The 13,455-nt window shown below is 64.7% G+C and carries 14 protein-coding genes; 6 read left to right on the top strand and 8 right to left on the bottom strand.

What is annotated here, in order from left to right; genetic code table 11:
• Positions 1 to 9: 9 nt before the first annotated feature.
• Both ACSQ8R_RS20560 and nagA read left to right on the top strand, forming a co-directional pair.
• Positions 10 to 1,041, top strand: coding sequence for an SIS domain-containing protein (locus tag ACSQ8R_RS20560; RefSeq protein WP_436255071.1), 1,032 nt, complete (start codon positions 10 to 12; stop codon positions 1,039 to 1,041).
• Positions 1,038 to 2,198 (top strand): N-acetylglucosamine-6-phosphate deacetylase, encoded by a 1,161-nt coding sequence (gene nagA / locus ACSQ8R_RS20555; RefSeq protein WP_436255070.1) that lies wholly within the window; start codon positions 1,038 to 1,040, stop codon positions 2,196 to 2,198. The genes ACSQ8R_RS20560 and nagA overlap by 4 nt, the downstream gene beginning before the upstream one ends.
• A 171-nt stretch (positions 2,199 to 2,369) precedes the next feature.
• Here nagA and ACSQ8R_RS20550 read toward each other — a convergent pair whose 3' ends face one another.
• The 3 genes from ACSQ8R_RS20550 to ACSQ8R_RS20540 all read right to left on the bottom strand — a co-directional run bounded on the left by ACSQ8R_RS20550 (position 2,370) and on the right by ACSQ8R_RS20540 (position 5,037).
• Positions 2,370 to 3,782 carry a sensor histidine kinase gene (locus ACSQ8R_RS20550; protein WP_436255069.1) on the bottom strand — a complete coding sequence of 471 codons (1,413 nt, stop codon included), beginning with the start codon at positions 3,780 to 3,782 and terminating at the stop codon, positions 2,370 to 2,372.
• Positions 3,779 to 4,456 carry a response regulator transcription factor gene (locus ACSQ8R_RS20545; protein ID WP_436255068.1) on the bottom strand — a complete coding sequence of 226 codons (678 nt, stop codon included), beginning with the start codon at positions 4,454 to 4,456 and terminating at the stop codon, positions 3,779 to 3,781. The genes ACSQ8R_RS20550 and ACSQ8R_RS20545 overlap by 4 nt, the downstream gene beginning before the upstream one ends.
• Before the next feature lie 71 nt (positions 4,457 to 4,527).
• Positions 4,528 to 5,037, bottom strand: coding sequence for a DUF1993 domain-containing protein (locus ACSQ8R_RS20540; protein WP_436255067.1), 510 nt, complete (start codon positions 5,035 to 5,037; stop codon positions 4,528 to 4,530).
• A gap of 182 nt (positions 5,038 to 5,219) precedes the next feature.
• On the opposite strand from ACSQ8R_RS20540, the gene ACSQ8R_RS20535 reads away from it, so the two are divergent.
• From ACSQ8R_RS20535 to ACSQ8R_RS20520, 4 genes are all read left to right on the top strand, one after another.
• On the top strand, positions 5,220 to 6,290 hold the full coding sequence (locus tag ACSQ8R_RS20535; RefSeq protein WP_436255066.1) for an ABC transporter substrate-binding protein: 1,071 nt from the start codon (positions 5,220 to 5,222) through the stop codon (positions 6,288 to 6,290).
• Positions 6,291 to 6,529: 239 nt separating this feature from the next.
• Positions 6,530 to 7,474: a Bug family tripartite tricarboxylate transporter substrate binding protein gene (locus ACSQ8R_RS20530; RefSeq protein WP_436255065.1), complete on the top strand. Its 945-nt coding sequence runs from the start codon at positions 6,530 to 6,532 to the stop codon at positions 7,472 to 7,474.
• On the top strand, positions 7,471 to 7,965 hold the full coding sequence (locus ACSQ8R_RS20525) for a tripartite tricarboxylate transporter TctB family protein (RefSeq protein WP_436255064.1): 495 nt from the start codon (positions 7,471 to 7,473) through the stop codon (positions 7,963 to 7,965). The genes ACSQ8R_RS20530 and ACSQ8R_RS20525 overlap by 4 nt, the downstream gene beginning before the upstream one ends.
• A 21-nt stretch (positions 7,966 to 7,986) precedes the next feature.
• Entirely contained in the window at positions 7,987 to 9,504 is a 1,518-nt protein-coding gene (locus tag ACSQ8R_RS20520; RefSeq protein WP_436255063.1) for a tripartite tricarboxylate transporter permease, read from the top strand.
• A gap of 49 nt (positions 9,505 to 9,553) precedes the next feature.
• Here the strand turns inward: ACSQ8R_RS20520 and ACSQ8R_RS20515 are convergent, their stop codons facing one another.
• The 5 genes from ACSQ8R_RS20515 to ACSQ8R_RS20495 are packed head-to-tail and all read right to left on the bottom strand — an operon-like array spanning position 9,554 to position 13,440.
• Positions 9,554 to 10,483: a glutaminase gene (locus ACSQ8R_RS20515; RefSeq protein ID WP_436255062.1), complete on the bottom strand. Its 930-nt coding sequence runs from the start codon at positions 10,481 to 10,483 to the stop codon at positions 9,554 to 9,556.
• A 39-nt stretch (positions 10,484 to 10,522) separates the two neighbouring features.
• The gene (locus ACSQ8R_RS20510) at positions 10,523 to 11,035 is read right to left on the bottom strand and encodes a MarR family winged helix-turn-helix transcriptional regulator (protein WP_436255061.1); all 513 of its coding nucleotides are present in this window, start codon (positions 11,033 to 11,035) and stop codon (positions 10,523 to 10,525) included.
• A gap of 2 nt (positions 11,036 to 11,037) precedes the next feature.
• A complete protein-coding gene (locus ACSQ8R_RS20505) occupies positions 11,038 to 11,721 on the bottom strand; it encodes an ABC transporter ATP-binding protein (protein WP_436255060.1) in 684 nt (227 codons plus the stop codon).
• Positions 11,721 to 12,470 carry an ABC transporter ATP-binding protein gene (locus ACSQ8R_RS20500; RefSeq protein ID WP_436255059.1) on the bottom strand — a complete coding sequence of 250 codons (750 nt, stop codon included), beginning with the start codon at positions 12,468 to 12,470 and terminating at the stop codon, positions 11,721 to 11,723. The genes ACSQ8R_RS20505 and ACSQ8R_RS20500 overlap by 1 nt, the downstream gene beginning before the upstream one ends.
• A complete protein-coding gene (locus ACSQ8R_RS20495) occupies positions 12,463 to 13,440 on the bottom strand; it encodes a branched-chain amino acid ABC transporter permease (RefSeq protein ID WP_436255058.1) in 978 nt (325 codons plus the stop codon). Before ACSQ8R_RS20495 ends, ACSQ8R_RS20500 begins: the two co-directional genes overlap by 8 nt.
• Positions 13,441 to 13,455 lie beyond the last annotated feature (15 nt).

Genomic DNA, 13,455 nt, shown 5'->3' with positions numbered 1-13,455 from the left:
GACGATGTTATGCTGACCAATATGACGAACATGCGCAAGGAGATCGACGAGATACCGGAAGCGGCGGCACGCCTGCTCGAAGGCTCGGCGGCCGAGCTTGCCGCGGCCGGCCGCGCGCTGCGCGAAAAAGACCCGGCCTTCCTGATCACCATTGCGCGCGGTTCCTCCGACCATGCGGCGACCTTCATCAAATATGCCGTCGAACTGACCGCCGGACGGCCGGTCGCCTCGCTCGGGCCGTCGCTCGCCTCGATCTACGGCGCCAGGCTGAAACTCGACGGCGCTGCGGCGATTGCCATTTCCCAATCCGGCAAAAGCCCGGATATCGTCGCGATGACCGAGGCCGCGGCCAAGGCCGGCGCCGTCACCGTGGCGCTCACCAATACGCTTCCCTCGCCGATCGCCGGCGCCTCCAACTACGCCATCGATATCAATGCCGGACCGGAACTTGCGGTCGCCGCTACGAAATCCTTCGTGAACTCGATCGTTGCTGGCCTCGCGCTGCTGTCGGAATGGGTCGGCGACGAGGCGCTCAAGGCCGCCGTCCGCGACCTGCCGGCGCATTTCGAAAAGGCGGTCAAGCTCGACTGGAGCGCGCTTGCGAACGAGCTCGGCGACGCGGAATCGCTCTACATGCTCGGCCGCGGCCCGGCGCTGGCGATCGCCAGCGAGGCGGCGCTGAAGTTCAAGGAAACCTCCAACATGCATGCCGAGGCCTATTCGGCGGCGGAAGTGCTGCACGGGCCCGTGGCGCTCGTCGAAAAGCGTTTTCCAGTCGTCACCTTCGCAGCGCGCGACGCGGCTGAAGCCTCGGCCGTCGAGATCGCCGACAGCCTTTCGGCCAAGGGCGCGCTCGCCTTTGCGACATCCGACCAGGTCAAGGCCGCCCGCAAACTGCCTTTCGTGGCGACCGGCCATCCGATCACCGACGCACTGACCCTCATCCTGCCCTTCTACGGTTTCGTCGAAGCCTGGTCTCGCGCCAAGGGGTTCAACCCGGATGCGCCCGTGGCGTTGAAGAAGGTGACGGAAACGTTATGAGCACGCGAAAGGCCATTGTCGGCGCCCGCATTTTCGACGGCAGCCTCTGGCACGAAGATACGGCGCTGATTTTTGCGGGCGGCAAGATCGAGGCGATCCATTCGACCGCCGAACTGCCGGAAAACATCGAGAGGATCGACGCCGGAGGCGGGCTGATCGTACCTGGCTTCATAGACCTGCAGGTGAACGGCGGCGGCGGCGTGCTGCTGAACGAAGAACCGACGGTAGCGGGCCTCAGGCAGATCTGCGCCGCGCACGCCAAGTTCGGCACGACGGCGCTGCTGCCGACGCTGATCACCGATACCTACGAGATCACCTCGAGGACCGTCGAGGCCGGCCGCCAAGCGAAGGCGGAAGGCGTGCCGGGTTTCCTCGGCCTGCATCTCGAAGGCCCGCATCTTTCGGTGGCGCGCAAGGGTGCGCACGATCCGAAGCTGATCCGGCCGATGGAGGAGAAGGACATCGAACTGATGCTCTCCTGCCAAGGCCAGTTCGATGCGATGATGATCACCATCGCGCCGGAGAACGTGACGACGGAGCAAGCCGCGCGGCTCGCAGAGGCTGGCTTCATGGTCAGTCTCGGCCATACCGACACGACCTACGAGACAGCCAAGGCCTATGCCGAGGCAGGCGTTCGCACCGTCACCCATCTCTTCAACGCCATGAGCCCGCTCGGCCATCGCCAGCCGGGCGTCGTCGGCGCGGCACTCGATATCGGTTCGCTCCATGCCGGTATCATCGCCGACGGCATCCATGTCCACCCGGCCGCGATGGGCGTCGCGCTCCGGGCCAAGAACGGGCCTGGCAGGATCTTCATCGTCACCGACGCGATGTCGACGATCGGCACCGACATGAAGAGCTTTACGCTGAACGGCCGCGAGATCCTGCGGCAGGACGGGCGCCTGACGCTTGCCGACGGCACGCTCGCCGGCGCCGATATCGACATGATCTCCTCGGTGCGGTTCGCGCATGAGGTGCTCGGCCTGCCGGTCGAGGAGGCGTTGCGCATGGCATCCACCTATCCGGCGGAAGCGGCCTGGCTTGCCGACCGCAAGGGGGCTCTGAAACCCGGCTTCGATGCGGATTTCGTGATCCTCACCAACGAGCTCGGCATGAAGAGCACCTGGATCGGTGGGGCGAAGGTGCATCAGGAATAACTTTTGGGTTCGGTGTGACCCCTCATCCGCCCTACCGGGCACCTTCTCCCCGTTCTGACGGGGAGAAGGGATATGTGGCAACGCCGGCGCTCCATCCTCCTTCGCCCCGCATGCGGGGAGAAGGTCCCGGCAGGGGGATGAGGGGCAATTGCTCCACATTACAGCGCAAATTTAGCCGGCTATCGGAAACCTTATTTCGACCTTTAGCCCCCTGCCATCGCGCCCATCCCCGAGCGTCATCTCCGCTCCATGCAGGCGGGCGATTTCCTCGACGATCGGCAGGCCGAGGCCGGTGCCGAGTTTGTCGGAGCGGTCGCCGCGATCGAACCGCCTGAGAACGGAGGCCCGTTTTTCCGGGGGGATGCCGGGGCCGTCGTCCTCGACGTCCAGCACCGCGGCGCCGTCTTCAAGCGTGACGCGGACGGTCACCTCGGCGCCGTTTCCGGCATAGAGTAGTGCATTGCCGATCAGGTTCTTCATCAACTCGCCAATCAGCAGCGGCTCGGCGGAGACCATGATTTCCCCCTCCCCCTCGAATCCGAGATCGATGCCGGCATCGGCGGCAAGCGGGACGTTGTCCGCCGTGGCCCCCCGCGCCAGCGCGGTCAGATCGACCCGCTGCATCGAGGCGGAGCGGGTTGCCGCGTCGATCTTCGCCATCAGCAGAAGCTGGGCGAGAATGCGCTCGGCATCCGCCACCGCCTCGTCGGCCTTGCGGGCGGCGTCCTTCACCTCGGCAAGTTCGGTGGCCCGGTCGGCAAGCGCCAGCTGGGTGCGGATGATGGTGAGCGGCGTGCGCAACTGATGGCTGGCATTGCCGGTGAAATGCCTCAGCGCCTCCAGCGCGCTTTCCAACCGGACCATGAAGGAATTGACCGTATCGACAAGGCCCTGCACCTCGTTCGGCACCCGCTCGCTGATCGGGTGAAGATCGTCCGGGCTGCGTTCGGCGATCGCCTCGCTGAAACGGTAGAGCGGCCGGAGCGACAGCGTGACCGCCACCCAGACGATGATCGCCGCGCCGACGATCATGAACAGCAGGCGCAGCGCCGAGCGGATCAGGATCGTCTGCGTCAACTGCTGGCGGGCGATGGTGGTTTCCGCGACAGTGACGGTGAAGGGCACGGAATTGATGCCCGTGGAGGCGGAGCGGGCGAGTGCGGCCACCCGGATCGGCTCGCCGCGGAAGGTGGCATTCTCGAAAGCGGCCGCCTGACCTTCCCTGCGCGGGATCGACGGCAGCGTCTGGTAGCCGGTGATGAATTTTCCGGGCGGCCCATCGACGCGGTAGAAGACCCGGTCCTGGGCCGCCGACGTCAGCATTTCCAGAGCCACATACGGGATATCGACTTCGAGCGAACCGTCCTCGGCGACGATGACCCGCTCGGCGATCGCCAGCGCCGAGCCGGCCAGCACCCGGTCGGACACCTCGTTTGCCGTATCGACCGCCTCGTCCCAGGTGTCGATCATGGCGACGGTGCCGATCACCGCCGTCGAGACGAGAAGCCAGGCGAGCAGCCGGCGGCGCAGGGAATAGGCGGCAATCGGCGGGATGGGCTGGTCGGCGTGAGAGACGGATGTCATGCCGTCGGTGCCGTGGTTTCGAGATAGTAGCCGATGCCGCGAGCCGTCTTCACCGTGAGCCCGTGCGTGGCGAGACGCCGGCGCAGGCGGCTCACATACTGCTCGATCGCATTGGCGGAGAGGTCGTCGTCGAAGCCGGTCAGCGACGCCATGATCGCGTCCTTGGAGACCACCTTGCCGGCGCGCAGGAAGAGCAGTTCCAGCAGCGCCACCTCGCGTGCGGGCAGGTCGAGCGGCACGCCCTGACTGGAAAAGGTCCGCGAGTTGAGGTCGAAGGTGACGCCGCCATAGTTGACGATCGAGCTTCTGAGGCCCGCCTGGCGGCGCAGCAGGACACGGATGCGCGCCTCGAATTCGGAGATATCGAACGGCTTGATCATGTAGTCGTCGGCGCCGAGATCGAGCCCCTTCACCCGCTCCTCCGGCGTGCCGCGGGCGGTGAGGATCATCACCGCCGCCTTGTTCGCCCGTGCCCGCATGGCGCGCAGCACGTCGAGCCCGTCCATTTCCGGCAGGTTCAGGTCGAGGATGACGAGGTCGTAAGTCTCCGCCGCGGCGACGGCCTCGGCGGACGCGCCATCGGCGACCGCATCGACCGCGTAACCGCTGCCGCGCAGGATCGTCGACAGCCCCTCGGCCAGCGCCTGATTGTCCTCGACCAGAAGAATACGCACGAAATCTCCCCGCTTCCGCAGACGATTATAAACGCGGAAGCGGCGATGTCACTGAGGAGCCTTTGCGGTGGTTACTGCGAACGGCCGATATAATCCATCTTGCCGATCGGAACGCCCTTGTGGCGCAGGATCGCGTAGGCGGTCGTCACGTGGAAATAGAAGTTCGGCAGCGCAAAGCCGAGGACATAGCTCTTGCCCGTGAACTTCGTCTCGCCGCTACGGGTCTTCAGGATCACCTCCGCGTCTTCGCGGTCCGCCATCGTAGCCGGATCGACGCTCTGCAGGAAAGCCACGGTCTTTTCGATGCGGGCATGCAGGTCGGCGAAGGTGACTTCTTCGTCGGCCATCGGGATGTTTTCGATCTGGCCGATGCGAACCGGCACGAATTTCGCCGCGTCGCTGGCGCGCTGGATCTGGGAGGTCAGCGGATACATGTCGTGAACCAGGCGGGCTTCCAGCAGTTCCTTGTGGGCGATGCCCTTCTCGTCGGCGAAAGCTTCGCCTTTCTTGAGGATGTCAGTGAGGTTTCCGAAAGCGCGGATGAAGACCGGCACCGTGATATCGTAGAGGGTGAGCGACATGGGGCGAGACCTTTGTTGACGAAGGGGACGCCGGGTCTTCCGGCGTGAAAAGACCGCCCACAGATAATGGCACGGCATCGGAAAACAAGCTGGCGGGAGCTGCATTGAGGCCCCTGTGGCGAGAATGTGACGCGCCTTCCGGTCGGCTTGTCCCAACCGTCGCGGTGGGGCATTGTGGCCCGATGAAAGGGTTGCTTTTCTCATTCCTCTGTCTTGCGCTCTCGCCCGGTCTCGCCGCGGCGGATACGACGCTGTTCAAGGCGCTTTCCGGGCGGGACGACGCGCCGATGCTGACGGTCTATTCCTCGCTGGACGAGCCGCTCGCCAAGCCGATGATCGCCGGCTTCCAGGCGGCCAACCCGGATGTGGCGGTGCGCTACGAGGACATGCTGACGGGCGAGATCTACGACCGGATCGTCCGGGAGACGGATGCCGGCAACAGGACCGCCGACTTTGCCTTTTCTTCCGCAATGGACCTGCAGGTAAAGCTCGCCAACGACGGGTACGCGCAACGCAGCGACCTGCCGATGAGCGGGCAATGGCCGGCCTGGGCCAACTGGCGCAACACCGCCTATGCGCTGACCTTCGAGCCGGCCGTGTTCGTCTATCACAAGCCGAGCTTCAAGGATTCCTCCCCGCCCTCGACCCGCGCGGAACTGGTCGAATTCCTGCAGAAGCGCGGCGACGCGGTCTACGGCCGGATCGGCACCTACGACATCGAACGCTCCGGCGTCGGTTTCCTGTTCATGGCCCGCGACCAGGAACAGTTCGGCGACATCTGGTCGGTGATCCGGGCGATGGGTGCGGCGGGCGTGAAACTCTACTCGACCAGCCAGGCGATCCTGGAACGCGTCGCCGACGGGCGGTTCCTGCTCGGCTACAACATACTCGGCTCCTACGCAGCCGACTGGGCCTCGCGCCATCCGGATGTCGGCATCGTGCTGCCGAAGGACTATACGGTGGTGATGTCGCGCATCGGGCTGGTGCCGAAGGCGGCCGCCGCTGCGGATCTCGGCAAGCGTTATCTGGAATTCTTCATGTCGAAGGAAGGCCAGACGATCATGGCCCGGGAGCTGCAGATCCCGGCCGTCAGCCCGGAAGTTGCCGGCAACAATACCGCGACGACGCTCAGGGAGATGCTCGGCGGACAATTGAAGCCCGTGCCCGTCAGCCTCGGGCTGATGGTCTACCTCGACCAGGTGAAGCGGGCGCGGCTGATTTCCCGCTGGAACGAGGTCCTTCGGCTGCAATAGCCATAAAATTCGGCGGCTGCGGGCCGAAACCCCTTGCCAAATCGTCAGACAGCGAAAAATGTCAGGTACATGTCAGCTTCATATGCTGGCTTAGGGCATTCGGCACCCGTGGAGGCGGGGACCCGATTCACGATGGGAGGACATCGGACCGGCGGCTCCCGTCGGGTCTTTCGCTTCTCCCTGGTTTCGTCAGAATAAACATTTCGCGTCGGATCAAGACGCCAACGGAGGATCGACCCTTGAAACATTTCTTCCTTGCTTCCCTTCTCGCGGGCGCAATCGCACTTCCGGCCGCTGCGGCCGATTACTCGATCATGGCTCCGGCAGCGCCGGGCGGCGGCTGGGACCAGACCGCCCGCACGATGCAGACCGCTTTGCAGACTGAGAAAATCTCCGGCAAGGTGCAGGTCATGAACGTTCCGGGCGCCGGCGGCACGATCGGCATCGCCCAGTTCGCCAGCCAGCAGAAGGGCAATGCAAACGCCCTCATGGTCGGCGGCTACGTCATGGTCGGCGCCATCCTCACCAACAAGTCGCCGGTCACCCTGAAGGACGTCACCCCTATCGCCCGCCTCACCGGTGAGTACGAAGTGATCGTCGTTCCGGCTTCTTCCGACATCAAGTCGGTTGCCGACCTGACGGCCAAGCTGAAGGCAAATCCGGGCGCGGTTTCCTGGGGTGGCGGTTCGGCCGGCGGTACGGACCACATCACGGCCGGTTTGATCGCAAAGGCTGCCGGCGTTGACCCGACCAAGGTCAACTACATTGCGTTTTCCGGCGGCGGCGAAGCACTTGCCGCCATCCTCGGCGGCCAGGTCACGGCCGGCATCTCGTCCTACGGCGAGTTCGAAGGCCAGATCAAGGCCGGCGCACTCCGCCTCCTCGCCATCTCTTCCGACAAGAAGATCGAAGGCATCAACGCCCCGACGCTGAAGGAATCCGGCCTTGACGTCGTGATCCAGAACTGGCGCATGGTCGCCGCAGCTCCAGGCTTGACCCCCGAGCAGAAGAAGGCCGTGACCGCCGATGTCGAAAAGCTCGCCAAGTCCAAGACCTGGCAGGACAACCTGAAGAGCAAGGGCTGGATCGACACCTATCTCTCCGGCCCGGAATTCGAAGCGCAGCTTGCCAAGGATATCGCTGCGACCGAAGCCATCCTGAAGGATATCGGACTGGTCAAATGAGCCTCGACACCAACAAAACGACCACCGAGCAGCGCCGCCCCGATTGGGCGGCGCTTGTTATTGCCGCCATCCTCGTTATTGTCGCTGCCGTCATCTTCCTCGATGTCGACCGGCTGCGGGACATGGGTGGTTATAGCCAAGTCGGTCCCGCCACCGTTCCGAACTGGATCGGCTTCGCGCTGATCGGGCTTGCGATCTGGACCGTCTTCGCCGCATTTCGTCGTGACTTTCCGGCGCGCGAAAAACAGGAGCTCGGGCCTGTCGCGTGGGTCGTCGCCGGCCTCCTGGCGCAGATGATCCTCATTCGCATCGCCGGTTTCTCGATCGCCACGGGCACGCTGTTCGGCCTCGCCGCGGCGGGCTTCGGCGCCCGCAGGCTGTGGATCAGCATTCCAGTCGGCATCGTCGTCTGTCTCGCGATCTGGTGGCTTTTTGCCGGTGTCCTGCAACTTTCGCTTCCGGCAGGTCCGCTGGAACACCTGATCCAGTGACCGGCCCTTGAGAGTAAGATTATGAGCACATTCGAATTCCTTTTGCAGGGGCTCGCGTCGGCAATGGAGCCGATGAACCTCTTTTATGCGCTGATCGGCGTGACGCTCGGCACAATGGTCGGCGTGCTTCCGGGCATCGGTCCGGCAACGACCGTCGCCCTGCTCCTGCCGGTCACCTACCAGCTCGACGCGACCGGCTCGCTGATCATGTTCGCCGGTATCTACTATGGCGGCATGTATGGCGGCTCGACGACGTCGATCCTCTTGAACACGCCGGGCGAAAGCGCCTCGATCGTCACCGCGCTCGAAGGCAACAAGATGGCCCGGGCGGGACGCGGCGGCCCGGCGCTGGCGACGGCGGCGATCGGTTCGTTCGTCGCCGGCCTGATCGCCACCCTGGCGCTTGCCTTCATCGCGCCCTACATCGTCAAGCTGGCGCTGGTCTTCGGTCCGCGCGAATATTTCGCGCTGATGGTTCTCGCCTTCGTCACCGTCTCGTCGGCCTTCGGCAATTCGACGCTGCGCGGCCTCACCTCGCTCTTCATCGGACTTGCCCTCTCGCTCGTCGGCATCGACCAGCTAACCGGCCAGAACCGGCTTTCCTTCGGCGTTCCGGACCTGCTCGACGGTATCGAGGTGACGACGATGGCGGTCGCCATGTTTGCGATCGGCGAGACGCTGTTCATCGCTGCCCAGGGCGCCTCGGCGCCGGACAAGATCGAAGCGATCAGGGGCTCGGTATGGATGACGGCACAGGACTGGGGACGTTCCTGGAAAGCCTGGCTGCGCGGCACCGTGATCGGCTTCCCGATCGGCGCGATGCCGGCCGGCGGCGCCGAAATCGGCACCTTCCTGTCCTATGCGACGGAAAAGAAGCTCAGCAAACATCCGGAAGAATTCGGCAATGGCGCGATCGAGGGCGTCGCCGGCCCGGAAGCTGCCAACAATGCATCCGCCGCCGGCACGCTGGTGCCGCTCCTGACGCTCGGCCTGCCGACCTCGGCGACCGCGGCGATCATGCTTGCCGGCTTCCAGCAATACGGGCTGCAGCCGGGACCGCTGCTGTTTGCGACCAATCCGCAGCTCGTCTGGGGCCTGATCGCCTCGCTTTTGATCGCCAACCTGATGCTGCTGGTGCTCAACCTGCCGCTGGTCGGCCTGTGGGTGAAGCTGCTGACCATTCCCAAGCCCTGGCTCTACGCCGGTATCCTGGTGTTCGCGACGCTCGGCACGATCGGCGCAAACCCCTCGGTGTTCGAACTCGGCATGCTGCTGGTCTTCGGGCTGGTCGCCTACATCATGCGGGTGTTCGACTATCCGATCGCGCCGGTCATCGTCGGCCTGATCCTGGGACCACTGGCGGAACAGCAGCTTCGCCGCGCGCTGGCGATCAGCCAGGGGGACGTGACGACCCTCGTGCAAACGCCGATCGCCGCGGTGCTGCTGGCCCTGGCCGCAACCGCCCTCATCCTGCCGCTCGTCCTGCGCTTCCGCGGGCGCGGCAACGTGCTCTCGCAAATGGCAGCCAGCGAGGATTGATTACAACGCTGCCGCAAAACTCAAAAGCCCGGCTCGGGTCGGGCTTTTTTTATTGGCCGAACACCGACCAGCCGGTTCTGGTGGCCAGCATTTCCAGCGCCAGCGAACCGAGGAGCGAGTTGCCGTTGTGGTTGAGGCCCGGCGACCAGACGGCGACGGAAGCCTTGCCAGGTGCAACCGCCATGATGCCGCCGCCGACGCCGCTCTTGCCGGGCAGGCCGACACGGTAGGCGAAATCCCCCGATCCGTCGTAATGGCCGCAGGTCAGCATCAGCGCGTTGATGCGCCGCGCCCGCTGCTTGGATACCACGGTGTGCCCGGTCAGCGGGTTGCGGCCCGATGCGGCAAGGAAGAGGGCCGACTTGGCGAGCTGGGTGCAGGTCATGGCGAGCGCGCAATGATGGAAATAGACGCCGAGCACATGTTCGACCGGGTGATCGAGCTTGCCGAAAGAGCGCATGAAATTGGCGAGCGCGAAATTGCGGAAACCCGTCGCCTGCTCCGACTTCGCCACTTCCGGGTCGATGGCGATCGAATCGTCATCGGCAAGGTAGCGGACGAAACGGACGATCTCGCCGATCGCCTCGCGCGGCGTATGCCCGGCCAGCACAAGGTCGCTGACCGCGATGGCGCCGGCATTGATGAACGGGTTTCGCGGCTTGCCTTCCTCGTGCTCGAGCTGGACGATCGAATTGAAGGCGGAGCCTGAGGGTTCGCGGCCGACGCGGTTCCAGGTGGTCTCGCCATGCTTGCCGAGCGCCAGCGTCAGGGTGAAGACTTTCGAGACGCTCTGGATCGAGAAGGGTTCGTCGCAATCGCCGACCTTGTGGACCTCGCCATCGACGGTGACGATCGTCATGCCGAACTTCTTCGGGTCGATATGGGCGAGCTGCGGGATGTAGTCGGCCACCTTGCCTTCGCCCAGACGCGGCGTCAGCTTCGCATGGATTTCATCGACGATCGCCTGCAGGTCTGCCATCTCTTAACCCCGAATTGTTGCGCCCGGAGAAGAGCCTTACTATTCGAAGGCGCTGCCGGAAAGATGGTTGCTGGCGGAAGCCTTCACCGCGCCGATCTCCAACCACAGGGAAGCGATCATCGCCGGATCGACATCGGCCATGATATCGCGCAACCAGCCCTCGTGGGCGGCGGCCATGGCGACAAAAAGCTCGGTACCGGCCGGCGTCAGCTTGGCGACGGTGACACGGCGGTCTCCATCCGGCGTGACCCGCTGCACGAAACCGTCCGTCTCCAGCCGCTCCACCAGCCCGGTCACATTGCCGTTCGTCACCATGGTGCGCTTGGAGAGCTCGCCGAGCCGCAAGCCGTCCGCTTCGCGATAGAGCTGCGCCATCAGATCGAACTGCGGAAGCGTCGCGCCGAACTCGGTGCGGAGCCGCCGGCGGATTTCCGTGGTGATCAGCTTGGTGGTGGAAAGCATGCGCAGCCACAGCCGCGTCTCGGGCTTGTTTTTCCCATGTGGGCCATGGGCGATCAGTTCCAGGTCGGCGCTTGCCGCTTCCGCTTCCATGCCTATACCCCGAGATATCGATCCTGCAGTTCCATCGTCAGGTCCGCGGGCCTGCCGCTCCAGGCGCTTCTTCCGTTTTCAAGGATGACACACCGGTCCGCAACCGGCAAAAGCTCCGAAAGTGTCTTATCCACGACGAGGATCGACAAACCTTCGGCCTTCAGCCGCCGGATCGCCTTCCAGATGTCCTGGCGGATCACCGGGGCAAGGCCTTCGGTCGCCTCATCGAGAATCAAGAGGCGCGGATTGGTCATCAGCGCGCGGCCAATCGCCAGCATCTGCTGCTCGCCGCCCGACAGCGACCTTGCCATTTGCGCATGCCGCTCCTCAAGCCGGGGGAACAGCTCGTTGACCCGCTCCAGCGTCCATTGGCCGGGCCGTGCGGCGGCGACCAGATTTTCATGGACCGTGAGGTTCGGGAAACAACGGCGGCCTTCCGGCACGAGGCCGATACCGAGCCTGGCGACATGATGCGGCCGCCTGCCCTTGGTATCGGTGCCGCCGATCTTCACCGCGCCGGCACGTGGCGGATTGAGGTTGCAGATGGCGCGGATGGTGGTCGTCTTGCCCATGCCGTTGCGGCCCATCAGTGCGACGGCTTCGCCTTCCGCGACTGCAAGGTCGACGCCGAAAAGCGCCTGGCTTGCGCCGTAGAATGCTTCGATCCTGGTGACATCCAGCAGCATCAGGCGTGATCTCCGAGATAGGCGGTGCGCACGGTCGGGTCGCGGCGGATCTCCTCCACCGTTCCCGTGGCGATGATCCGGCCGTAGACGAGCACGGAAATCCGGTCGGCGAGCGCGAAGACGGCGTCCATGTCGTGCTCGACCAGCAGGATCGGTGCTTCCTGTCGCAGCGTATCGAGGAAACGGGTCAGCGATTTCGAGCCTTCCGGCCCCATGCCCGCCATAGGTTCGTCGAGCAGGAAGGCCTTTGAGCCGAGCGCCAGCGCCATGGCGATTTCGAGCTGCCGGCGTTCACCATGGGAAAGCTCGGCGGCGGGGACGCGGGCGCGGGCCGTGAGGCCGACACGTTCGAGCATGGCCATGGCGGTGTCGATCAGCGTTTTGTCACGCATCACCGGCTTGAAGAAACGAAAGCTGGAGCCCTGCTTCGCCTGCACCGCCAGCATGACGTTGCGCAGACCGGAAAAATCAGGTGCGATCGAGGAAACCTGGAAAGTGCGGCCGAGACCGAGCCTTGCACGATCGGCCACGCCGAGCGCGCCGATATCCTGGCCGGCAAAACGCACCGTGCCGCTATCCTGCCGCAGCGTGCCGCAGATCTGGTGGATGAGCGTCGATTTGCCGGCGCCGTTCGGGCCGATCAGGGCGTGGATCTCGCCGGGGCGCAGGTCGAGCGTCACCCCGTCGGTCGCCCGCAGCGCGCCAAAATTCTTGACGAGATTAGAGATCTGGAGAACCGGCTCAACCATGTTTGGCCTTTCCGGCGAGCAGGCCCAGAAGCCCGCCGCGCGCGAAGAGCACGACGACCAGCAGGATGAGGCCGAGGAAGAACTGCCAGCGCTCGGTGAGGCCGCCGAGTGCATATTCGAAGATCACGTAGAGTGCCGCACCGGCGAGCGGCCCGAACAGCCGGCCGGTGCCGCCGAGGATGATCAGCACGATCAGTTCGCCCGACATGTGCCAGGAAAGCATGGATGGGCTGACGAAGCGGTTGAGATCCGCAAACAGCGCACCGGCAAGGCCGGTGACCGCCGCCGAGATCGCGAAGCCGGTGAGCCGGATGCGATAGGGCTGGATGCCGACGGTCGCGACACGCACCTCGTTCTGCCGGGCCGCCTGCAGCGCGGTGCCGAACCGCGAGGCGCGGACCAGCGCGAAAAGACCGAGTGCCGCGAGCAGGATCACGTAGCAGATCAGGAAGAAGTTCAGCGGCCGCATCGTGTTGACGCCGGGGAACTGGTTGCGGACGAGGATCGACAACCCGTCCTCGCCGCCATAGGCAGGCCAGGAGACCGCGAAATAATAGACCATCTGCGCGAAGGCGAGGGTGATCATGATGAAATAGACGCCGGAGGTTCGAAGGCTGATCGCGCCGATCGCCAGGCCGACAAGGCCGGAAAGGATCACCGCGACGATCCAGATCACCCACATCTGTTTCGTGCCGGACAGGCCGAATAGCAGCGCGTCGCCGGAAAAGGCGTGTGCCGCGAGGATGCCGGCGACGTATCCGCCGATGCCGAAAAAGGCCGCGTGGCCGAAGGAGACGAGGCCACCGAGGCCGAGCGCCAGGTTGAGCCCGGTCGCGGCGAGCGCGAGGATGGCGATGCGGGTTGCGAGCGTGATGTAGAACGGCTGGCCGAGCGCGTCCGCCGCAAACGGCACGGCAAGCAGCAGCGCCGCCAGGGCGAGGTTGATGAGGGTTTCGCGGTTCAGGATCATCGTCAAACCTTGGGC

Source organism: Neorhizobium sp. LjRoot104 (assembly GCF_964253725.1).
GTDB lineage: Bacteria > Pseudomonadota > Alphaproteobacteria > Rhizobiales > Rhizobiaceae > Neorhizobium.
This window is presented reverse-complemented; position numbering and strand designations above follow the sequence as displayed.